Origin of the sequence: Pseudomonas sp. JBR1 (assembly GCF_028198185.1) — a bacterium.
GTDB lineage: Bacteria > Pseudomonadota > Gammaproteobacteria > Pseudomonadales > Pseudomonadaceae > Chryseomonas > Chryseomonas oryzihabitans_E.
In genome coordinates this window covers 1,361,763-1,382,831 of record NZ_CP116340.1, presented here as the reverse complement: position 1 = coordinate 1,382,831, position 21,069 = coordinate 1,361,763, and the positions used below count along the sequence as shown (strand labels likewise).

The window sequence follows — 21,069 nt, the reverse complement described above, 5'->3', positions numbered from 1 at the left end:
TGGGACGCTGGCTCGTCGCCATTCGAGCAGATGAGCCAGGTCTCTTCACCACGGGAGGCTATGCAGTGAAAGCGATACCGATGAGCTGATATCTCCTGTCCTGCCGCCTACGCCGTACTGGACAGACCAGACCGAAGCGCGGATTGCGAGCGGCGTGCAACCTTCGGCCTAGCAATCCTGTAGTGCTCGACGCAACCCGGCATTGCCCAGCGATACGGCCATGCAATCCTCGGCCACGCCAAGACCCGCATTGAGCCAGGCGTTGGTGCCGTAGCGCTTGCGCAGATCGATCGCAACCTTGGCGGCGATACAGGCGGCGGTCGCACCGATCAGTGCCGGCAGCATTATCGGTTGCCGCCGCGCACTTGCCAGTGCTGCCGCGCTGACACCACCCGATATGGCACGAACCAGCATCGATGGCGCGATGGTACGGTCTGGGGCGAAGGGCATCTTGTCGCCCAATAGCTCCCCGGCGGCCAGGGGCATCACGTAGCGCCGTACGCGGTGCGACGCGAGGGTGCGCGCGGGTTCGCCGGCGTCCGCTATGCCCGCACGCTCGGCCAGCGCCTGGCTGACCATGGTCGGCGCCAACATGCTGCGCATGCCAGTCACCACGCCAATCGCCACAGCGCCCCACAACAGATTGCTGGCTGTCGTCATCGTCGATTCTCCCGGTGGCTGTTCCCATACGGACCGGGTGTGCACGGGACTGTTCAGCTTGATGGCACCGAAGGTCGTACCCACGCGCCAGAAGTCGCGCGGGAGCACCGCTGGCCGAGATCGCTCGGCTTGGCGGCGAGATGCTCGGCTCTACCAAGGACCCCGCCCACAAAGACCAGGCGTTCGAAGCGCTTACGCGACGCTACCGGGGTGTCCCGCGACCTTTCCCGCGCCTCCAAGACCTCGGCATCTCAATAAGCAGTCTCTACCGCGCCTTCGAGGATCAAACTGTCACGGCATACTGATCGAGCATGGCGCAGCCATGGCGTTAAGTCTCTTGCCCCCAGACAACTACGACGCCCATGTCGAAGCAAAGAAGTGGGTGTGATAGCACATCGCGCGTTACTCCCGTTAATGACGGCAAGGCACTAACAGGCGCAGCGCTCGTACCCTGCAGCACCTTCTCGCACCCCATTCCAGGCTTCGCCCACTATCGATCGCGCCTTCCGCGATAGCAGCGGAGGAGAAAGGGAAGTCCTGTACGCGAGCCCTAGAGCAGGGAGCACCGCTGAGCGATAGAGGGTGATGAATACAAGCCGAGGCCAACTCTCCCAACGCGGGACCTGGCCGTCATCAGTTAGGCCTCTCGTGGTCCTTGTTCTTAAAGAGTATCGGCTTCGTTTTGTGCTTCACGCAGACGGGCTTCGGCATTTTGCAGGTGAGTAGAGGTCGCTCGCCGTGCCGCCTCGCTGTCACTCGCAGCGATCGCCTCCAGCAGTGCCTGGTGCTCCTGGTTGACCTGATGCATGTAGCGGGCATCACGCGCCTCGTTGCGGCGGGTCACCCTGATCGCCTGCTGCACCAGCTGGTGCAGGAAATCGATAGTTTCCAGGAAATGCTGATTGCCTGTTGCCGCTACCACCGACCGGTGAAAGGCGAGGTCTTCGCGTACGCCATCCTCGCCTCGCTCGACCGCTTCGTCGAGTTCGGCCAGGGCGTTGCGCATAGCCCGTAGTTGGGCATTGGTCCGCCGTGCCGCGGCCAACTCGGCGGCCTTGATCTCCAGCGCGCTACGAAGCTCAAGGATTTCCACCACGGCCTCGAAGTTGCCCTGCGGCGGCGACAATCGTAGCGCCACGGACGGGTTGGGGACGACGAAGGTACCGCTGCCTTGCCGCGACGTGAGCATGCCTTCGCGCTTGAGCATCGATATGGCCTCACGCACCACGGTGCGGCTGACCCCGTATTGCTCGCCCAGCGCTTGTTCGGTAGGCAGCCGAGTTCCCCCGGCGAGCTGCCCTAAATGAACCGCCGTACTCAGGCGCTTGGCCAGTTGTTCGGCCAGTTTAGGGGTGGCGTCGTTCAGCATGTTTTTTCAGGTCTCACGGTGGATGAACACCCATCTTTCCAGCGTAGCTGAGCGAAGGAGGGCGGGATGAAGGGTTGCATCGATAGAAAATTCATCATACAAGATGACGAATAGCTGTCACCTGATTCGTCGATAACAAGAATGGGCGTGTGCATCACGACCCGAATATTCTCCTGAAGTGGAGTGCGATGCATGAAGATCCTGGTAACCGGCGGTGCTGGCTTTCTCGGTACCCGCCTGATCGAGGCGCTGCTTGCGCCCGCTACGAACGACCTGCTGCCGGCTGACGGTACCCTCGTGTCGGTCGATCTGGCGCCCTGTCCGCTCGAAGATTCGCGAGTAGTCTCCTACACAGGTGACATTTCCGATCCAGGCTTCATCGCCTCGTTGATCGATTCGGATACAACCCTGGTCTATCACCTGGCCGCGGTCGTCAGCGGCCAGGCCGAGGCCGATTTCGACCTTGGCATGCGGGTCAACTTGGACGCCACTCGAATCCTCCTCGAGGCCTGCCGCCAGCAGGCGCAGATGCCACGCTTCGTCTTCGCCAGCTCCCTGGCTGTATTCGGCGGACCCCTACTCGAGCAGGTCCCCGAATCGCTCGCGCCGTTGCCGCAATCCTCCTATGGCGCGCAAAAGGCGATGGCGGAACTGCTGATCAACGATTATTCGCGCAAGGGCTTCGTCGACGGCCGTGTGTGCCGCTTGCCGACGATCTCCGTACGGCCTGGCAAGCCCAACGCCGCGGCCTCGTCGTTCGCCAGTGGGATGTTGCGCGAACCTCTGGCGGGCGAGGCAAGCAACTGTCCGGTGCCGCTCGACACTCGTCTCTGGCTGTCTTCGCCACAGACCGTTATCGACAATCTGATCCATGCTGCCCGCCTGGACGGCAGTGTGCTGGGCTTGCGCCGCACGCTGAACTTGCCCGGTATCAGCGTCAGTGTCAGCGAAATGCTCGACAGCCTTGCCCGGGTCGGTGGCGAAACGGCGCGTGCGCGAGTGGGCTTTGAGCCGGACGAAAGAGTGCAGCGCATCGTCTGCAGCTGGCCTGGGAATTTTGACATCGAGCGCCCGCTTCAATTGGGCTTTGCTGTCGACGCGGACTTCGACAGCGTCGTCAGGGCGCACCAACGCGACATGGATCGCTGACCAGGCGGGGCTGCTGTCGCCGTCGCTGCATCTAATAACAACAAGAGGAATCTCCAATGGGCGCAACTTCCATCGCCGGTCCACAGCTGATGGTCGGCTTGGTCATGGCCATCGTGGTGCTGATCGTACTGGTCCTGAAAACGCGTATCCACGCGCTGCTCGCGTTGATCATCGCCGCGTCTATCGCCGGCCTGGTCGGCGGCATGGCACCCGACGCGCTGGTCAAATCCATTACCACCGGCTTTGGCGCGACACTGTCGACGATCGGCCTGGTCATCGGCTTCGGGGTGATGATGGGCCGCCTGCTGGAAGTGTCAGGCGCGGCCGAGCGCATGGCCTATAGCTTCGTCCGCTGGTTGGGCAGCAAACGCGAAGAGTGGGCGATGATGGTCACCGGCTATATCGTCTCGGTACCGATCTTCTGCGATTCGGCCTTCGTCATCCTCAACCCGCTGGTGCGCGCCCTGTCGCGAAACACTGGCAAATCCGTGCTCACGCTGGGTATCGCCCTGGCGGGTGGTCTGATGCTGACGCACCATGCGGTGCCGCCTACCCCAGGTCCGCTGGGTATCGCCGGAATATTCCATATCGATATTGGGCTGATGATCTTCTGGGGCGTGGTGTTCACCATCCCCGGGATGTTCGTGCTGGTGACCTATGCGCGCATCATGGGCCCGCGCATCGAGGCCATGATCGCCCAGAGTGGCCAGCCCTCGGTCGAGCCGGCCGCGGCCTATCGTGAGGTGCTGGAACGTGCCGATGCGCGAGAGGCCGATCTGCCGCCGCTGTGGCTTTCGATGTTGCCGATTCTGCTGCCTATCCTGCTGATCTTCGCCAACACCCTTGTCGGCACGGTCGCCAAGCTCAGCGGTGACACCGCCATCGTCCAGAGCCTGTTCGGGCAAACCGTCGCCTTCGTCGGCAATCCCGTCATCGCCGTGGGGCTCGGTGTGATTGCAGCGCTCTATGGTCTGGTGCCGCGTCGGCCACGCGATGAAGTCATAGCGGAGATGGAGAAAGGCGTGGAAAGCGCCGGCATCATCCTGCTGGTAACCGGCGCCGGCGGAGCGCTCGGTGCGGTACTGCGCGACAGCGGTGCGGGGCAGTACATGGGTGAGTGGGTAGCCACTCTGCCGATGCCGGCGGTGCTGATTCCTTTCGTGATCGCCTCGCTGGTGCGGCTGATCCAGGGTAGCGGAACGGTCGCGATGATCACCGGTGCTTCCATTGCGGCACCGATCCTCGCCGCGATTCCGGACGTCAACATGGTGTTCGCTGCCCAGGCCGCGGCCATCGGTTCGATGGTCTTCAGCTACTTCAATGACAGCTACTTCTGGGTGGTCAACCGGATGCTCGGAGTCAAGAACGCCAAGCAACAGCTTTTGACCTGGTCCGTGCCGAGTACGCTTGGCTGGCTCAGCTCGCTGCTAACGCTACTGGTGTTCAACGCCATCCTCGGCTGACAGGTGTTGGCGTATCCCGGTAGGAGCGATCGAGTTCCTGCTTGGGTGCCGAAGGGCTTGCTCGATGTCGTGTCCAGCTAAGAGGTAACTGGTTTCCGGCATTGAGGCTTGCTCCGGTCGCCTTGAAGAAGGTCATTCCGAACTTCGCGCCCTGCATCGGATCTGGTCTGTCAGCCCAGGTCTGGGATCCATGAAAGGCGCGACCGGTCCAGCCAACCGCGCCTGTGTCGATTCCCGGAGCGCGCAGACACGCGCACCTGGCGTGGCCTACCGGTCTTGGCCAAAGGAGGGGGCGGCGACCACGAGGCCGATCGGCGTGGCAACTTCGCGGGTGATGAACGCACTGTCCTCCTGATGGCCCCGGTGGAAGACGATGGAAGGATCGACGTCCTCTCGAACTATTCCTGGTTGAAGGACAGAACCAGGCCCTTCACAAGCGGCCTGGTCTTTAGTGGGACGTCAGGAGCGCAGGATCTCGCCGATGGCGCTCTTCTTGGTGCGAGTGGCACTGTAGACCTGCCACACGATGAACGCGGCCGCCAGGCCTAGGAAGCAGGCGGCGATCGGATTGGTCAGGAAGGCGAGGAAGTTACCGTCCGACAACATCAGGCCCCGACGCAGGTTGGTCTCGGCCATCGGCCCCAGGATGAAGCCGATGATGAAGGGCGCGGCCGGCATCCCGGCTTTGCTGAACACATAACCGAGCAGGCCGAAGCCCAGAATCGCCCACACATCGAACAGCCGGCTGGACAGCCCGAAGGCACCCACCACGCAGAGCACCAGGATGATCGGCAGGAGGATGTGCTTGGGCACGTCCAGCAGCCGGATGAACAGGCGCAGACCGTAGAATTCCATGAACAGCATCATGAAGGTCGCGACGATCAGGGCGGCGAAGATGGTGTAGACCAGTGGCCCCTGACTGATGAACAGCAGCGGACCCGGCTGAATGCCGTGGATCAGGAAGCCACCCAGCATGATGGCAGTCACGGTGTCGCCCGGGATGCCGAGGGTCATCAGCGGCATCATGGCGCCGCCGATGCCGGCGTTGTTGGCCGTCTCGCTGGCTACCACGCCGCCGATGTTGCCCTTGCCGTAGGAGTCCGGATCCTTGGCGCGTTTCTTGGCAATGATGTACGCCACCAGATTGGACGTACCTGCGCCGATGCCGGGCAGGATGCCGATCCCTAGGCCGATCAGCCCGGAGCGGAAGGCATTGGGTAGCTGTTCGCGAAACTCCCGAAGGGAAAAACCGAAGCCCTTGATGTTCTTCATGCTCACCGAGCGGGCCTTGCCGGCCTGGCCCTGGCGTCCGCTCTCGGCGAGCTTGATGACTTCGGCCACGGCGAACATGCCGATCATCACCGTCAGCATGGAAAAGCCGCCGTTGAGTTCGGAAAAGCCGAAGGTAAAGCGGCGGATGGCTTCCACGGGTGCGATACCCACGGTGGAAACGGCAAAACCCAGGGCACCGGCAAACAGGCCCTTCGCCATGGAGCCCGCCGAGAGGGTCGCGATCAGGGTCAGGGAGAAAACGGCGATCGCGAAGTATTCGTGGGGGCCGAAGCGCAGTGCCACCTTGGCCAGCTCCGGCGCGATGAGCATCAGCGCCGCAATGCTGAACAGGGTCCCCAGAAAGGAAAACACGATGCCGATCCCCAGCGCCTTGACGCCCTGGCCCTGTTCCATGAGCGGACCACCATCGAATACCGTCGCAATGGAGGAGGGGGTTCCGGGAATCTTCAGCAAAATCGCCGAGATCAGCCCCCCCGAGGTGGCGCCGATGAATAGCGCCACCAGCAGCGACAACCCCGCCTGTGGCCCCATGGTGAACGTCAGGGGCAGGCACAGGGCTACAGCCATGGTGGCCGAAAGACCAGGGACGGCACCAAAGACGATACCCACAGCCACGCCAATCGCCATCAACATCATGATATTCAGCGAGAACACTGCGCCGAAACCTTGCTGCAAAAGATCCAGCATGCTCGAAACTCCTAGAAATTCGTCAATCCGGCGGGCAACAGAAGATCGAATGCCTCCCGGAACAGCAGATAGGTCGCGGCCGAGGTGACTAGGGCGATCACCGCATAGGTGACGTGCGTGACCTTCTGCTCCTGTGGCGTCAGCACGATGAATTGCAGATAGAGGTACAGGGCGGTCATGATCGGGAAACCGATCGGACTCAACAGGGCGATGTAGCCCAGGATCAGGGCCAGCGTCTTGGTCAGGGTCGCGACGTCCAGGCGGCGTGGCGAATCTTCATCCCCGGCCGGGGGAACGCCCTCGGCCGGCGCCTGTTCGGTCCTGAAGACACTGATTAACTGGAGCACCGCGAGCAGGCAGAGCATGACCGCCAGCAGAGTCGGAACGAAGGCGGCATCTATGCCGGTGTGGTTGGGCAGCTTGAGCGAGATGAGCAGATAGCCCAGCGCTGCGCCCAGCATGATCACCCCGACCGTCACTTCTTTCTTCTTGTCGATAGCCATCGGCAAACCTCATGAGATCGAAGGGGAGGTTGGCCGCGTGCAGCGACCAACCTGGGGTATCACTTCGTGCGCAATACGTCCTTGAACTCCATGAAGTCGCTGCGGGTCTTGGCGAGAATCGCCCGGGCATCCGCCGTGCCGTAATAGGCCACCGGTTGCTTGAACTTCTTCAGCTCCTCGGCATATTCCGGCATCTCGGTAATCTGCTTCATCACGTCGGCCATCTTGCCGACGATGGCGGGATCCGTGCCCTTGGGAAAGGCCACCACATAGGGCTTGTCGATGGTGAAGTCCACACCCTGTTCCTTGAAGGTGGGCACGTCGCCGAGCATGGCGTTGCGTTCGGCATTGGGCTGACCCAGGGCGACCATCTGGCCACCGTTGATGTAGTCCTGAACCGAGCCGTAGCTGATGGCGCCGAGGTCGATACGCGCGCCCAGCAGGGCGACGACCTTTTCCGATACCGTGCCGGCATCGACCATCTTGAGTTTGGCCCCAGTGATCTTCTCGAACATCAGCCCTTGGATATGGGAAAAGCTGCCCATTTCCGTGCCGTAGGTGATGCTTTCCGGCTTGGCCTTCGCCTTCGCGATCAGGTCCGGAACACTGGTGATGCCCGACTGCTTCGACGCCACGAAGATCGCGCCCTTGTCCACGCCGGCGATACAGGCCACGTCGAAGGCCTCATAGCCGTCCTCCGACAAACCGGCCACCTCGTTGACGATCAATTGGCCGGGGTGGGTGAAGAGGAGGGTATTGCCATCCGCAGCGGCGCCTTTGACCTGTTCGGCTGCCAGGGTGCCACCGCCGCCGGCAACGTTGGTTACCACCATGGTCTTGCCGGTGATCTTGTTGAAGTACTTGGCCATCATCCGGGCGTTGAAATCGGTGTCTCCACCAGGATTGGCGATCACCACCACTTGCACCGGACGGGTCGGCCACTTGACGTCAGCAGCCACGGCTACCTGCTGAGAAGCAAAGGTCGCTACAGCAACGGCGGCGGAAAGAAGGGAGGCGCGAATTGTTCTTATCATGGATAGGCTCCTGGTCGAAAACTGGCCGATTCGAGCCGAATCCCTCTGCCAATATCGCCAGCCATGGACTCCACCTGAGCGATCGCCACTGCATCCAATGCCTCAGGCGATAGCGCCTGGGAACGTGGTGGACGGAGGCGCGCGTTCAGGGACTAAGGCCGTGGCGACAATGGCGGGAGGTCTCGAGTCGGCATGACAGTGATCTCTGTTATTGTTTAAATACGGCAGTCATATGTCATCGTATGACTGCCAATTTCTATCAACCGCGTCCTATGCTGTCAATGTGCAATGCTTAGGAAGTGTGTTTGAAAGTAAGCACCGGGATGAGGGTTAAAACAGCAAGACCTTATATGGCTAATGGATAGCCAATTTGTAAGTACAAGTTTCTAAAACTGTTATTGACGATATCTGAGCCTTGTCTGAACGAGCTGAGTTCCAGCAAGGCGCAAGCGAACGAGATTGAAGTCTGCGTGGAAGAGGGCGGTTGGCTACGAAGCCCGCTTTCGCGGCGCCCTTGCTGGACCGATCAAAGGAGCCGCCCGCGCCCGTGACACCGCCCTGATCGATCAGCTTTCAGACCATGCACCCGGAGAGAACTCATGTCCCCTGCACATGCTGCCCTGCTACAAGCCCTGGAAGCGGTCGTTGGCCCGGCCGGACTGGTTCGTGATGCGGCGGTACTACCGGCTTATCTAAGTGACTGGCGCGATGCCTATCGTGGCCGGGCGCTCGTGGTAGTACGTCCCGCCAGCACCGCCGAGGTCGCCACCGTGGTACGGCTATGTCATGCGGCCAAGATTCCGCTGGTCCCCCAGGGCGGCAATACGGGGCTCTGTGGCGGTTCGATACCGGATGCCTCCGGCACCCAGGTGGTGATCTCGCTGACCCGGCTGAGGGCGATCCGCGCCATCGACCCGGCCAACGACACCATCACCGTCGAAGCCGGTGTCATCCTGCGCAGCCTGCAGGAGGCAGCCGCCCAGGTCGGGCGCCTGTTTCCACTGTCGCTGGGCGCCGAAGGCAGTTGCACGGTGGGCGGTAACCTCGCGACCAACGCCGGCGGCACCGCGGTCCTGCGTTACGGCAACATGCGTGACCTGACCCTGGGCCTGGAAGTGGTCCTTGCCGACGGTCGCATTTGGGACGGCCTGCGCGGGCTACGCAAGGACAACACCGGCTACGACCTCAAGCAGCTCTTCATCGGCAGCGAGGGTACCCTGGGCATCATCACCGCCGCGGTGCTCAAGCTGTATCCGGCCATTCGCAGCCTGACCACCGCCTGGGTCGCCCTGTCTTCGCCGCAGGCGGCGGTAGCACTGCTCGAGCGCATGAAGGCGGAATGTGGCGATCGCCTCAGCGCTTTCGAACTCATGTCACGCCAGAGCGTCCAGTTCGTCCTCGATCACGTACCAGGTTGCCGCGATCCCTTCCAGGAGACACACCCCTGGTACCTGCTCATTGAGCTAAGTGATACCCGGGCCGACGCGCCCCTGCCAGCGCACCTCGAACAGGCATTGGGAGAAGCCATGGAACAGGGCGAAATCCTCGACGCCGTGGTGGCCGCCAACGAGACCCAGACAGCGGCGCTGTGGGCGCTGCGGGAGGGGATTTCCGAAGCGCAAAATCACGAAGGCCCAAGCCTGAAGCATGACATCAGCGTGCCGGTCAGCAGCATCCCGGCTTTTATCGAGGTCGCCGATCGCCATCTGCTGGAGGCCTTTCCCGGCGTGCGTATCGTCAGCTATGGCCATGTGGGCGATGGCAACCTGCACTACAACATCAGCAAACCACCAGGCAGCTCCGACGCCACCTTCAAGGCTCAGGCCGAGGCCATCATGCATCTCATCTACGGGGTTACCCAGACCTTCGCCGGCAGCATCAGTGCCGAGCACGGTCTCGGTCAGGCAAAGCGCGAAGCCGCCCGCCATTACAAGACGCCTCTGGAACTTGAGTTGATGCGTACCCTTAAGCGGGCCCTGGATCCGACCGGGCTGATGAATCCTGGGAAGGTGTTCGCGGAAGATCCCGAATTTGATGAGTCCCTGATCAAAGGGCAGGCACGCCCTTGAGGATCAGGTCGACCGGTACTGGGTCTGAATGAGGCGCCGCGCTCACGCCCCTGCTAGGCGGAACTCGCCGCACCGCAAGACCGACGGAGCGGCGATCGATTCGTAATCGCTGGCCGCTACCGGCTCAACTCATAGGCGCACATGTTCACCGTCGCCGCCAGATTCAGGGACTCGATGGCCCCCGAGCCGCCGATGGTGAAGGGCTGAGCGTTCAGGGCGGCGAGTTGTTCACGAGGAACGCCGCGGGCTTCGTTGCCGAACAGGTAGCAGTCGAAGGCCTTGAACTGGGCCGACTGCACGGGCTCGCCGTGCATGTCCAAGCAGGCGAGGCGAGGGAAGCGTTCCTGCAAGCCGTCGAGTTCGACGTCGAGCTCCAGCGGCGTATGGAAGATGGCGCCCATGCTGGCGCGGACGACCTTGGGGTTGTAGGGGTCGACGCTGCCGGGGCTCAGCAGGCAGCGAAAGCCACCGAACCAGGCCAGGGTACGCAGGATGGTGCCCAGGTTGCCCGGGTCCTGGATCTCGTGCAGATAGACCGCGCGCTCGCCTTCGGCGATTGCCGGCGCGCTGGTCAGAGGCACGGGCATCGGCACCACTGCCAGGATCCCTTGCGGGGTCTTGGTGTCGGCAAGCTGCCCCATCTGCCGGTCGCTGATCAGGTGCGTCCGGAACGGACTCCGCCAGTGTTCGTAGGCACCCGTCACATAGAGTTCGGCACGTTGCAGCTGGGGATTCTGCAGCGCGGCCTTCTGTAGTTCGAGTGCCAGATGTTCGCCCTCCACCAGGAAGTGGCCGAATTCGGCGCGGTACTTCTTCTGGTGGAGTTTCTTGAGGTCGTCGAGCTTCATCAGCCAGCGGCTCGGGCCAGCGGGGCATGCTGCTCGTCGGCATCCGCAAGCATCGATTTGGCCAGGGCCTCGGCCACCTTGATCCCGTCCACGCCCGCCGACAGGATGCCGCCGGCATAACCGGCGCCTTCACCGGCCGGGTACAGGCCGCGCAGGTTCAGGCTTTGCAGGCTGTCGTTGTCACGGGTGATGCGCACCGGCGAGGAGGTGCGGGTTTCGATGCCGGTCAGGATGGCGTCATGGCGGTCGAAGCCGCGGATCTGCTTGCCGAAGGCGGGCAGCGCTTCGCGGATGGCTTCGATGGCGTAGGCGGGCAGCGACGGCGCCAGGTCGCCCAGGCGTACGCCGGGCTTGTAGGAAGGTTCCACTTCACCGAATTCGGTGGAGGGCACGCCGCGGATGAAGTCGCCTACGAGCTGGCCGGGTGCGGAATAGTCGCTACCGCCCAGCTCGTAGGCGCGCGACTCCAGTCGCTCCTGCAGCTCGACGCCTGCCAGCGGATCGCCGGGGAAATCCTGCTCGGGATTGATGCCCACCACGATGCCGGAGTTGGCATTGCGCTCGTTGCGCGAGTACTGGCTCATGCCGTTGGTCACGACGCGGCCCGGCTCGGAGGTCGCGGCGACCACGGTGCCGCCCGGGCACATGCAGAAGCTGTACACGGCGCGGCCATTCTTGGCGTGGTGCACCAGCTTGTAGTCGGCGGCGCCCAGTTCCGGGTGGCCGGCGTACTTGCCCAGGCGGGCCTGGTCGATCATGCCCTGGGGGTGTTCGATGCGGAAGCCGACAGCGAAGGGCTTGGCTTCGATATATACGCCCTGGCGGTGCAGCATGCGGAAGGTGTCGCGGGAGCTGTGGCCCAGGGCGAGGACCACATGGCGGCTGTGCAGGGTCTCGCCATTGGCGAGCACCACGCCTTCGAGCTGGCCGTCGTTGATCACCAGATCCGTCACCTTGCTCTCGAAGCGGACTTCGCCGCCGAGCGCGATGATTTCCTCGCGCATGGCTGCCACCACCCCAGTGAGGCGGAAGGTGCCGATGTGCGGTTTGCTGACATAGAGGATTTCCTCAGGCGCGCCAGCGCGGACGAACTCGTGCATCACCTTGCGGGCGTAGAACTTGGGATCCTTGATCTGGCTATAGAGCTTGCCATCGGAAAACAGGCCAGCACCGCCTTCACCAAACTGCACGTTGGACTCGGGCGTCAGGACCTTCTTGCGCCACAGCGCCCAGGTGTCCTTGGTGCGGCTGCGCACATCCTTGCCGCGTTCGAGCACGATGGGCTTGAAGCCCATCTGGGCCAGCAGCAGGGCAGCGAACAGCCCGCAGGGGCCGAAACCCACCACCAGCGGGCGCTCGGTCAGGTTCGCCGGCGCCTGGCCGACCGGGTAATAGCCAGTGTCCGGGGCGGGACGTACGTGCAGGTCATTAGCGAAGCGCGCCAGCACCGCCGCCTCGTCCCTTACTTCCAGGTCAATGATGTAGATGAACAGGATGACGCTGTTCTTCTTGCGCGCATCGTAGCTGCGCTTGAACACGGTGAAATTCAGGAGATCGGCGTCGCGCAGGTTCAGGCGGCCAAGGATGGCCTGGCGCAGTTCGTCGGGGGTGTGATCAAGCGGCAGCGACAGTTCGTTGATGCGAATCATGACAATAGTCCTGGCCGGTGACTCCGGCAAAGGAAGGGAGGAGGAGGGGTAGGGCGGCGATTGTACCCGGCGGTATCGGCGCTGTCAGGCCAGGACGATGGGCGCTCGATTCGGCGGTCTAGCGGTCGCCACGGCGATCCCTGATTCGTGCCAGGGCGTTATCGGCTTATAATCGCCGCCTCTTTGCGGCCGGCCAGGTTTGGCGTGCGTCCGCTTCTCACCCGATTTCCCGTGGTAGCTCCAACATGAAACGATCCAAAAGCAGCCGTCGCTGGCTGGATGAACACGTCAACGATCCCTTCGTAAAGCGCGCTCAGAAAGACGGCCTGCGTTCGCGCTCCAGCTACAAGCTGATCGAGCTCAACGAGAAGGACAAGCTGATCCGTCCCGGCATGCTGGTCATGGACCTGGGCTCGGCCCCTGGTGGCTGGTCGCAGGTGGCCGGTGGCATCGTCGGCGAGAAGGGCCGGGTGGTGGCGACCGATATCCTGCCGATGGGTGCACTCGATAACGTCGACTTCGTCCAGGGTGACTTCACCGAGGACGCCGTCTTCCAGAAGATCCTCGGCATGCTCGAAGGCCGGCAGCCCGATCTGATTGTCTCCGACATCGCGCCCAACATCAGCGGCGTCGCGGCGGCCGACCAGGCGGCGGCGATGTACCTGGTGGAACTGACCCTCGACATGGTGCGCCAGGTGCTCAAGCCTGGCGGCAACTATGTGGTCAAGGTCTTCCAGGGTGAGGGCTCTGACGAATTCCTCAAGGATGTGCGTACCTCCTTCGAGAAGGTCTCGATCCGCAAGCCCGAAGCCTCGCGTCCCCGCTCGCGTGAGGTCTATCTGGTCGGCAAGGGCTTCAAGGGCTGAGCCGTCCAGGCGCCAGCGCGCGCTTTTCAATCTGTTCGAAGGTCCGCGGAAACGCCTGTTCGCCACGGGGGTAACCGCGACCGTAAGCAGGGATAGGTGCGCTTCTGGCCATTTGGTCAGGGTCATTTGCCGCTTATCGAGCGGAAATCGTTGGCTAGGCGTATCCGCTGTCTGCCGTCGTTCGTTGTCTTCTTCAAGGGTCCAGGCGTCAGCGGGTCTTTGTAGCACTTCGCTACCTTGCGATTGGGGCGCTACGACGTACCTGTCGCGCGTTTTGTGCAGCATCCCTGACAACTGTGAGGGGATATGTCCATCAGGAATTAATTCCTCACCTGCTGCTAAGGTTTTCAATCAACTGTATCCAGGCAGTTGTGGCGGCCGTCGTTCGCTTGAAAAACAGGGAGCAGGATAGATGGATGCATATGTGTTCGAGACGGCCAGGCGCCTGTTGACCGATATCTATGGGGCCCTCTACGAGATGGAGAGTGGCAGTGGCTTCAGGTGCGTGAAAGCCGAGAAGGGCCAGATCTTCTTGTACCGGCCAGGCGCTGGAGCAGCCGATGGCAATCTTGGCGAAATTGCTTTTGACGTCGAATCCCATGCGCGCAGGGCGGGGAGGGGCATTGCTGAAAGCAAGACGTTCTTTGCGGAGCTGAAGGCCATGAGTGGCCAGGCCACGGCGCGCGATAGCCGATACGACTGGCCGCGAGTGGGTTTCTCCACGAAGGAAGACGTCGAATGCATCGTGCTGAGACTGAAGCAATTTCTTCGCCTGAACGAGTGAAAAGTTGAGGCGGGCGGGTCTTCACGTGTCATCACGTCGCCTCGATACGCGGCCATCCCCTTCGATTGAAAGCCGCGTTAGCGAGAGGCCAGGCGCCGGGTATCAGCCGGCACCAGAACCCATTGGCTGCGCTCAGAAGCCCTCAACCAGTCAGGCGGTTTCTTCGAAACGAGCGAAGCCAGCCGGCACGCCGCCATGGGGCCCGTGACGCTGGGTACCGATCAACGCCGACGTACGCTTGGCCAGAGCTGGGTCTGAACGCTTGGCGGTAGGGCGTGGCGCCTCTTGGTCTCCCGCGGCGCCGTTCAGGGTAAAGAACTCCATCAGTTGCTGAAGCTGTTCGGCCTGACTGCTCATCTCTTCTGCCGTGGCGGCCAATTCTTCGGAGGCCGAGGCGTTCTGTTGGGTGACCTGGCTCAATTGCAGCATGGCGCCATTGATCTGTTCGACACCGGACGTCTGCTCTTCAGACGCCGCGGTAATCTCCTGGACCAGGTCGGAGGTCTTGCTGATGGAAGGCACCATCTCGTCCAGCAAGGCGCCGGCTCGCTCGGCCAGAGCCACGCTGCCCTGGGCGACGTTGCTGATCTCCTGGGCCGCCACCTGACTGCGTTCGGCCAGTTTGCGTACCTCGGAGGCGACCACGGCGAAGCCCTTGCCGTGCTCGCCGGCACGGGCTGCCTCGATGGCGGCGTTAAGCGCCAGCAGATTGGTCTGGTAGGCGATGTCGTCGATGATGCTGATCTTGGTCGCGATGGTCTTCATGGCAATCAAGGTATCTTTCACCGCTTGCCCCCCTTCGCTGGCCTCGCGATTCGCCTTGCCGGCCATGCCGTCGGTGACCTTGGCGTTTTCGGTGTTCTGCGCGATGGAGGCCGACATCTGCTCGACGCTGGCGCTGGTCTCCTCGACCGATGCCGCCTGCTCGGTGCTGGCCTGGCTGATGCTCTGGGCGGTGGCCGAAATTTCTTCCGAGGCGCTGGCCAGTCCATCGGACGCGCTGCGCACGTCACTGATGATCTGCGACAGCCGCTGGTTCATGCCGTCCATGGCGCGTAGCAGAGCGGCCGTCTCGTCGCGACCTTCGGCCTCGATGCGCTGGGTGAGGTCGCCAGCGGCCAGGCGATCGGCAATCTCGACCGCGGCCCGCAGGGGGCGGGTGATGCTGCGGCTCATCAGGATGCCCAGCAGGATGCCGAAGGCCACGCCCACGGAGATGATACCGATCAGCATCACCCGGCTGTGTTCATAGAGCTGGTCGGTGAGGTCGTTGGCGTCGCTGGCATTCTGCTCTTTACGCTTGGACAGCTCGGCCATCAGCGCGCCAACCTGATCACCATAGCGACGGACACTGGCGAGTTGGTTGTCCAGTACCGGATCTGCCTCGCGCAACGCCCGGTCACGAGCGAGCGTCATGGCCTGATCCAATTGGGTGGTATAGCTGGTGAGCAGGTCGTCGATTTGCCGGAAGTTGTTCGCCGACGCTTCGCTGTTGAACAGAGGGCGGGCTTTGGCCAGATTTTCCCGTACGTTGGCGAGGCCTTGTTTGACTTCCGCCTGGGCGCGACTCCGGTCCTCGTCGCTGGCTGCCAACAGGTAGTTACTGCGCGCACGACCAATGAAAATAAGATTCAGGTTGGCGTCCTTAATGTATGACAACCCCAGCAGTTCGTTTTCATAGAGTTGAGTTGCCAGATCATTGATCTGGCTGCTGTTGTTCAGACCCGCGACCCCAACCACCAGGCTGATGGCTGCCACGGCAATAAAGGACACGATAAGGCGGGTGCCGATCCTGAAATTCTTGAACATGTGAAGCTCCTGCTAAAAAGGGCGGACGGTAAAGTCCAGCCCGTAACTAAGAGGGAGTAGTGACGCCATTAGTCAGGCTTTCGGATGGGTCGTGTAGAAATTTATAGTGGCGTTAAGCCATGGAGATGAGTGGTTCGGGTTACTAATTAGGTCGTCGCGCATATATTTAACGCGCAATTGGTTGTTGCCATTCCAGTTATCCCGATAACTATATAGTAAGGGTAATCTCCTGTAGAAAGGGTTTGGTAGATCGAAGAGTGGCGTTGTGGAGAGCCGCGTGGCGGATGGCGACTCTAGCGGTCGAATGCACTATAAGGACTTTTCAACGTCGCGGATTATAATAGAAAACTGGTGCCGCTCAACTTTCCGGCAAGTATCGAGCTAGCTGCGCTTCAACGAGCAGACGGTCAATAGTCGCTCCAGATTCCAGGGCTTGGGCAGCAAGGTCATCTCGGAGAGGTGCTGGGTAGGGCCATCGAAGTACCCGGATGAGACGACGATGGGTAGCGTCGGTTGGAGCCGCCGCGCACTGAGCGCCAGATCAAGTCCGGTCTTCGAGCCTGGCATCCTTACATCGGTGAACAGCAGGTCCAGTGGCGGATGATTCTGTTCCAGATAGCGACAGGCGTCATCAGCGGTACTAAAGACCAATACTTCGCATTCATGCTCTTCGAAGATGTCTCGGAGCATCTCAGCAAGTAGCCTTTCATCTTCAGCAATAAGGACAAGGCGATTCAAGGATGGACCTGGCTATCGTAGGACGTCGTTAGACAGGGACCGCCATGTCGGCTGCTGTTTCCACGTTGTACGACGAGCTGGTGCCTGTACATGTTTTGTACAGTCGGTAATAGAAGACCCTTTCTGGGTGCTGGCCTGTGCCGCACAACAACTATCGTCGCTGCAATCCATGAAAAGAATCGCTTTATAAAAGGCTAACTCAGTTAGCGAGTCCTTGTTCGATTGATCAAGCCGCTTCAAGCCTCGCGAGGATGACCCCAGGCGTTCCCCTAACGCTGCTGTCGCCCAATTGACTTGGCTGAGGGCGGGCGTCGCGGTACCCAGCCTCTACCGGGTCGGTAGAATGGTGAAAGTATCCGTCATTCCATAACCCGCGCCTGGCGCGCAGTGCGATTGCGGAGCAATGACGCCTGTCCTGATCGCCCCCATCCAAGGCGCCTTACCACTAGCCCTCAGGCAGACGGCGCGCCGGAGCGTAGGCAGGGCAGCACATGGGCCACATAGTCGGCCTTGCCCAGCTCCACACCCTGGGCCCGCAGGATGGCGTAGGCGGTCATCACGTGAAAGTAGAACTGCGGCAGCGCCCAGTCACGGACGAACTGTTCGGCGGTGAAATCGAACACCAGCCCCTGGGGTAGTTCGTGCGCGACGGCCGCTCCTTCCGTGAGGGGAGACCCGTCGGCCGGAATGGTTTTTACCCTGTCCAGGGTTTCCTGGATTCGGGTCTGTGCCTGGGCGAGCGTACCCGGCTGTTCCGCCCCATTGCGTCCCTCGTCGAGCAGAACTTTCAGCTCGGGTGGAAAGCTCTGGCCGTATAGGCGCAACAGGCCTTCCTGGGCCTGGACGCAGGCGAAGCGAATCTGAGTCGCCAGGGGAAACATATCGGGCGCCAGTCGTGCGACCAACAAGGCTTCGGCGTCGCCGTCCGGCCGCTGGACCTCCGCCTTGTCGAGCCAGGCCGACAAGGCCTGGAGCATGTTCACGTAGGTGGGGACGAGGATATCCGTGAAGTTCATGGTGAGGTCCTTGAGGGTTGTCGCAGGGAGACGAGGGCACTCGGCGCGTGAGCTGAGAGGGCGGTGGCAAACAGACCTGGTCTACCAGCACGCACTAGTAGAGCGTACTGGCGATACGCTGTGGCAGGGCTTGATCGTAGGCGTCTCCATCCACCTTCTCGGGGCAGAGGCTTTTTAGAATCGCGCCAGGAGTAGGCAGCGCACTGCGCCCCAAGTGTTTGGACGCATCCCACAGGCCGGCCCTGATGACCGCGCGGCTGCATTGGAAGTAGACGCTGGAGACCGTGACTTCCAGAACGGTGCGGGGACGCTGGCCGTTGACCTCGAAACGCGCCAGCAGCGCCGTATCGACCGCTATCCGGGCGGTGCCGTTGATGCGCAGGGTTTCGCCGATGCCGGGAATGAGGAACAGCAGGGCTACCTGAGGATCCTGGAGGATATTGCGCAGTGTATCCAGGCGGTTGTTGCCACGGCGATCTGGCAGGTAAAGGGTTTTCGAATCGTGGACATGGACGAAACCCGGTGCGTCGCCTCGTGGCGAGGCATCGAGTCCCTCGGGCCCTGAAGACGCCAGGATGACGAAAGATGCTGCCTCTATGAAGGGGCGATAGACCGGGTGGATATGATCGACTTCCTTGAGAATCGACGGCGCCGCGATCTGGCCATAGAGGCTTTCCAATGCCTGGATCGTGGTGATGTAGTCCTGATTGTCGTCGTTCTGCGCCATGCCCAGCTCCTTGCTCTAGGTGGTTTGCGCTAGCCCACGGCTTTCGCAGCGGATAAAGGTTCTTGGTGAACTGTAGCCGATGTCCATGGGGCCTTCGCCCGGCGGAGGACACGCTCCTGCCTCATCCGCCTGGCCGGCTTCGTTCGTCAGCAAAGTTACCATTCGATAGGAAGCGGGTAGCGCCTTCAGCTGATGGCTAGGTCAATGCGAGCTGAAGAAAGGCAGTCGATTCGGTGCTGATGGACCGTTGTCGCTGTCTCAAGAGACCCGGCGTACAACGGCTATCGCCTGGAACACGTCCAATGGCCGACTAAAGAGAGAATCCCCAATGACCACTCCGCTACGCCTGTACGAATTGGCTGGTGCCGACGACAGCTGCCGCTTCAGCCCCTATTGCTGGCGCGTGCGCCTGGCGCTGGCTCACAAGGGCCTACCGGTCGAAACCGTCGCCTGGCGCTTCCACGAGAAGGAGGCCATTGCCTTCTCCGGGCAGGGCAAGGTGCCTGTGCTGGTCGACGGCGAGCACTGCGTGAGCGACAGCTGGGCCATCGCCGAGTATCTGGATCACCAGTACCCTGATCGGCCCTCGCTGCTGGGCGACGCTTCGCTCAAGGCGCTGACGCGCTTCGTCAGTCAATGGGTGGCGGACAGCGTGCATCCGGCACTCGCCCGGTTGATCCTGCCCGATGTCCATGCCGTGCTGGACGAAGCCGACAAGGACTATTTCAAGCAGACCCGCGAAGCCGCGTTCGGGGTATCCCTGGATGAGCTGGCTAGCCAGCGCGAGTCATCGCTGCAGGCCTTTCGGGCGATCCTGAAGCCGTTGCGTAGCACCCTGGCCCAACAGGATTATTTGGCGGGTGACGCGCCGGCCTACGCCGATCACATCGTATTCGGCGCCTTCCAGTGGGCCCGGGTCGTCAGCACCCAAATGCTATTGGCCCAAGACGATCCCCTCACGGCCTGGTGCGAACGCATGCTCGACGCCTACAACGGCCTGGCTCGACAGGCGCCGCAGGCCGCGTGAAGACGTAGCGGGCGACCTATGCTGAACCGGTGTCCGGTGGGCATGGGTCGACTCGTCTTTTCCCGTATCGAGCCGCCAGCGGCTGGATACGGTGCTCCGCAGTGGGTCAGTGCCGCTCCTGCGATGGGGTCGCGGCAGGATTGCATACCGTTTTCGCAACCTTGCCGATGGTCAGACCCTGACCCAATATCGAGCAGATCACCACCACGTACGTCAGGGTAAGGATCACGTCGCGCTCGCCGCCGATGGGCAGGGAAAGGGCCAGCGCTACCGAGATCCCACCGCGCAGGCCACCCCAGGTCAGAATCCGCCAGGAGCCAGGCACCAGCCGAAATTTCCTGCCCAGCAGCCCCACGGGGATTCCCACCGTGACCAGGCGCGCCAGTAGCGTCAGCACCGCGACCATAACCCCGCCCAGCAGCAGCGGAGGGGCCAGGTCGATCAGGATGATTTCCAGTCCTATCAGCACGAACAGCACGGCATTGAGGATCTCATCGAGGGCTTCCCAAAAGGCGTCGATCCGTTTGCGCGTGGTGTCCGACATCGCCAGCGCCCGGCCATGGTTGCCGATGATCAAACCGGCGACCACCATTGCCAGCGGACCGGATACGCCCAGGCGATTGGCCAGGGTGTAGCCGCCCAGGACAGTCGCCAGGGTGATCAGGATTTCTTCCGGATAGCTGTCGATGCTGCGCAGCATGACAAAGGCCAGATAGCCCACGACCAGCCCCAGCAGGATGCCGCCACCCGCTTCGTGGGCGAAGATCTCCAGGGTGCTGATCACGGTGATGGGTTCGTCGTTGACCAACGTCGCCAGGAGCACCGAAAAGAGCACCACACCCACGCCATCGTTGAACAGCGATTCGCCCGCGATGACCAGTTCGGTGTTCTTGGGCGCTCCGGCCGTCTTGAGGATGCCCATGACGGCGATGGGATCCGTCGGTGAAATCAGCGCACCGAAGATCAGGCAGTGGATCAGCGAGAGCGAGACATGGGTAAAGGACAACAGATAGAACAGCGCAAATCCGACCACCAGGGTGGATACGGTCGTGCCCACGACCGCCAGCAGCGACACCTGCCAGCGAAAGGCTCTGAGCTCGCTCAGATCGATATGCAGGGCCCCGGCGAAGAGCAACACCGACAGCATCCCCTGCATCAGCAGTTCGGAAAAGTCGATGGAGCTCAACAGGTTCTGCTCGTAGTCGCGAACCAGAGGAAACCCGAGCCAGTCCAGCCCGATGCACCCGAGGGAAAGCGCCAGGGCGATGGCCATCACGCCGATCGCTGAGGGAAGCCCGACATAACGACGGTTCAGAAAAGCCAGAACCGCCGTTATGAAGAGAATGATCGCTGCCAGTTCCAGCACGGGTCGTCTCCG

The 21,069-nt window shown here is 61.8% G+C and carries 18 protein-coding genes; 6 read left to right on the top strand and 12 right to left on the bottom strand.

Going from position 1 to position 21,069, the window contains the following annotated elements:
* Positions 1-168 precede the first annotated feature (168 nt).
* Both PJ259_RS06560 and PJ259_RS06555 read right to left on the bottom strand, forming a co-directional pair.
* Positions 169-660 carry a DUF4126 domain-containing protein gene (locus PJ259_RS06560; protein WP_271655199.1) on the bottom strand — a complete coding sequence of 164 codons (492 nt, stop codon included), beginning with the start codon at positions 658-660 and terminating at the stop codon, positions 169-171.
* A gap of 661 nt (positions 661-1,321) precedes the next feature.
* Positions 1,322-2,029 carry a FadR/GntR family transcriptional regulator gene (locus tag PJ259_RS06555; RefSeq protein WP_271655198.1) on the bottom strand — a complete coding sequence of 236 codons (708 nt, stop codon included), beginning with the start codon at positions 2,027-2,029 and terminating at the stop codon, positions 1,322-1,324.
* Between the two features lie 192 nt (positions 2,030-2,221).
* On the opposite strand from PJ259_RS06555, the gene denD reads away from it, so the two are divergent.
* Together denD and PJ259_RS06545 are read left to right on the top strand one after the other, a co-directional pair.
* Entirely contained in the window at positions 2,222-3,178 is a 957-nt protein-coding gene (denD, locus tag PJ259_RS06550) for a D-erythronate dehydrogenase (RefSeq protein WP_271655197.1), read from the top strand.
* A 56-nt stretch (positions 3,179-3,234) separates the two neighbouring features.
* Positions 3,235-4,641: a GntP family permease gene (locus PJ259_RS06545; protein WP_271655196.1), complete on the top strand. Its 1,407-nt coding sequence runs from the start codon at positions 3,235-3,237 to the stop codon at positions 4,639-4,641.
* A gap of 459 nt (positions 4,642-5,100) precedes the next feature.
* Here the strand turns inward: PJ259_RS06545 and PJ259_RS06540 are convergent, their stop codons facing one another.
* Genes PJ259_RS06540 through PJ259_RS06530 form a run of 3 tightly spaced genes read right to left on the bottom strand, consistent with a single transcriptional unit; the run spans position 5,101 to position 8,158 of the window.
* Positions 5,101-6,621 (bottom strand): tripartite tricarboxylate transporter permease, encoded by a 1,521-nt coding sequence (locus PJ259_RS06540; protein ID WP_271655195.1) that lies wholly within the window; start codon positions 6,619-6,621, stop codon positions 5,101-5,103.
* An 11-nt stretch (positions 6,622-6,632) separates the two neighbouring features.
* Entirely contained in the window at positions 6,633-7,124 is a 492-nt protein-coding gene (locus PJ259_RS06535; protein ID WP_271655194.1) for a tripartite tricarboxylate transporter TctB family protein, read from the bottom strand.
* Between the two features lie 59 nt (positions 7,125-7,183).
* Positions 7,184-8,158 (bottom strand): Bug family tripartite tricarboxylate transporter substrate binding protein, encoded by a 975-nt coding sequence (locus tag PJ259_RS06530; RefSeq protein ID WP_271655193.1) that lies wholly within the window; start codon positions 8,156-8,158, stop codon positions 7,184-7,186.
* A gap of 599 nt (positions 8,159-8,757) precedes the next feature.
* Here PJ259_RS06530 and PJ259_RS06525 point away from each other — a divergent pair.
* Positions 8,758-10,227 (top strand): FAD-binding oxidoreductase, encoded by a 1,470-nt coding sequence (locus PJ259_RS06525; protein ID WP_271655192.1) that lies wholly within the window; start codon positions 8,758-8,760, stop codon positions 10,225-10,227.
* A 116-nt stretch (positions 10,228-10,343) separates the two neighbouring features.
* On the opposite strand, the gene PJ259_RS06520 is transcribed toward PJ259_RS06525, so the two are convergent.
* Both PJ259_RS06520 and PJ259_RS06515 read right to left on the bottom strand, forming a co-directional pair.
* The gene (locus tag PJ259_RS06520) at positions 10,344-11,075 is read right to left on the bottom strand and encodes a TrmH family RNA methyltransferase (RefSeq protein ID WP_271655191.1); all 732 of its coding nucleotides are present in this window, start codon (positions 11,073-11,075) and stop codon (positions 10,344-10,346) included.
* Positions 11,075-12,724 carry an NAD(P)/FAD-dependent oxidoreductase gene (locus tag PJ259_RS06515; protein WP_271655190.1) on the bottom strand — a complete coding sequence of 550 codons (1,650 nt, stop codon included), beginning with the start codon at positions 12,722-12,724 and terminating at the stop codon, positions 11,075-11,077. Before PJ259_RS06515 ends, PJ259_RS06520 begins: the two co-directional genes overlap by 1 nt.
* A 245-nt stretch (positions 12,725-12,969) precedes the next feature.
* On the opposite strand from PJ259_RS06515, the gene rlmE reads away from it, so the two are divergent.
* A complete protein-coding gene (gene rlmE / locus PJ259_RS06510; protein WP_059315259.1) occupies positions 12,970-13,590 on the top strand; it encodes a 23S rRNA (uridine(2552)-2'-O)-methyltransferase RlmE in 621 nt (206 codons plus the stop codon).
* A gap of 412 nt (positions 13,591-14,002) precedes the next feature.
* Positions 14,003-14,374: a hypothetical protein gene (locus PJ259_RS06505; RefSeq protein ID WP_271655189.1), complete on the top strand. Its 372-nt coding sequence runs from the start codon at positions 14,003-14,005 to the stop codon at positions 14,372-14,374.
* A 150-nt stretch (positions 14,375-14,524) separates the two neighbouring features.
* On the opposite strand, the gene PJ259_RS06500 is transcribed toward PJ259_RS06505, so the two are convergent.
* The 4 genes from PJ259_RS06500 to PJ259_RS06485 form a co-directional block, all read right to left on the bottom strand.
* Positions 14,525-16,183 (bottom strand): methyl-accepting chemotaxis protein, encoded by a 1,659-nt coding sequence (locus PJ259_RS06500; RefSeq protein ID WP_271655188.1) that lies wholly within the window; start codon positions 16,181-16,183, stop codon positions 14,525-14,527.
* A gap of 381 nt (positions 16,184-16,564) precedes the next feature.
* A complete protein-coding gene (locus PJ259_RS06495) occupies positions 16,565-16,921 on the bottom strand; it encodes a response regulator (protein WP_271655187.1) in 357 nt (118 codons plus the stop codon).
* 452 nt (positions 16,922-17,373) lie between these two features.
* Positions 17,374-17,937, bottom strand: coding sequence for a DUF1993 domain-containing protein (locus PJ259_RS06490; protein ID WP_271655186.1), 564 nt, complete (start codon positions 17,935-17,937; stop codon positions 17,374-17,376).
* Positions 17,938-18,031: 94 nt separating this feature from the next.
* Positions 18,032-18,664, bottom strand: coding sequence for a pyridoxamine 5'-phosphate oxidase family protein (locus PJ259_RS06485; RefSeq protein WP_271655185.1), 633 nt, complete (start codon positions 18,662-18,664; stop codon positions 18,032-18,034).
* A 328-nt stretch (positions 18,665-18,992) separates the two neighbouring features.
* Between PJ259_RS06485 and PJ259_RS06480 the strand changes: the two genes are divergently transcribed.
* Positions 18,993-19,691, top strand: coding sequence for a glutathione S-transferase family protein (locus PJ259_RS06480; protein ID WP_271655184.1), 699 nt, complete (start codon positions 18,993-18,995; stop codon positions 19,689-19,691).
* 106 nt (positions 19,692-19,797) lie between these two features.
* On the opposite strand, the gene PJ259_RS06475 is transcribed toward PJ259_RS06480, so the two are convergent.
* A complete protein-coding gene (locus PJ259_RS06475) occupies positions 19,798-21,057 on the bottom strand; it encodes a cation:proton antiporter (protein ID WP_271655183.1) in 1,260 nt (419 codons plus the stop codon).
* Positions 21,058-21,069: the final 12 nt, after the last annotated feature.

What these genes read in the sequence shown, in the direction of transcription:
- PJ259_RS06530 (WP_271655193.1), bottom strand. Translation starts at nt 8,158, where the DNA reads ATGATAAGAACAATTCGCGCCTCCCTTCTTTCCGCCGCCGTTGCTGTA.
- PJ259_RS06525 (WP_271655192.1), top strand. Translation starts at nt 8,758, where the DNA reads ATGTCCCCTGCACATGCTGCCCTGCTACAAGCCCTGGAAGCGGTCGTT.
- rlmE (WP_059315259.1), top strand. Translation starts at nt 12,970, where the DNA reads ATGAAACGATCCAAAAGCAGCCGTCGCTGGCTGGATGAACACGTCAAC.
- PJ259_RS06535 (WP_271655194.1), bottom strand. Translation starts at nt 7,124, where the DNA reads ATGGCTATCGACAAGAAGAAAGAAGTGACGGTCGGGGTGATCATGCTG.
- PJ259_RS06480 (WP_271655184.1), top strand. Translation starts at nt 18,993, where the DNA reads ATGACCACTCCGCTACGCCTGTACGAATTGGCTGGTGCCGACGACAGC.
- PJ259_RS06520 (WP_271655191.1), bottom strand. Translation starts at nt 11,075, where the DNA reads ATGAAGCTCGACGACCTCAAGAAACTCCACCAGAAGAAGTACCGCGCC.
- PJ259_RS06505 (WP_271655189.1), top strand. Translation starts at nt 14,003, where the DNA reads ATGGATGCATATGTGTTCGAGACGGCCAGGCGCCTGTTGACCGATATC.
- PJ259_RS06500 (WP_271655188.1), bottom strand. Translation starts at nt 16,183, where the DNA reads ATGTTCAAGAATTTCAGGATCGGCACCCGCCTTATCGTGTCCTTTATT.
- PJ259_RS06540 (WP_271655195.1), bottom strand. Translation starts at nt 6,621, where the DNA reads ATGCTGGATCTTTTGCAGCAAGGTTTCGGCGCAGTGTTCTCGCTGAAT.
- PJ259_RS06555 (WP_271655198.1), bottom strand. Translation starts at nt 2,029, where the DNA reads ATGCTGAACGACGCCACCCCTAAACTGGCCGAACAACTGGCCAAGCGC.
- PJ259_RS06560 (WP_271655199.1), bottom strand. Translation starts at nt 660, where the DNA reads ATGACGACAGCCAGCAATCTGTTGTGGGGCGCTGTGGCGATTGGCGTG.
- PJ259_RS06545 (WP_271655196.1), top strand. Translation starts at nt 3,235, where the DNA reads ATGGGCGCAACTTCCATCGCCGGTCCACAGCTGATGGTCGGCTTGGTC.
- PJ259_RS06515 (WP_271655190.1), bottom strand. Translation starts at nt 12,724, where the DNA reads ATGATTCGCATCAACGAACTGTCGCTGCCGCTTGATCACACCCCCGAC.
- PJ259_RS06485 (WP_271655185.1), bottom strand. Translation starts at nt 18,664, where the DNA reads ATGGCGCAGAACGACGACAATCAGGACTACATCACCACGATCCAGGCA.
- PJ259_RS06490 (WP_271655186.1), bottom strand. Translation starts at nt 17,937, where the DNA reads ATGAACTTCACGGATATCCTCGTCCCCACCTACGTGAACATGCTCCAG.
- denD (WP_271655197.1), top strand. Translation starts at nt 2,222, where the DNA reads ATGAAGATCCTGGTAACCGGCGGTGCTGGCTTTCTCGGTACCCGCCTG.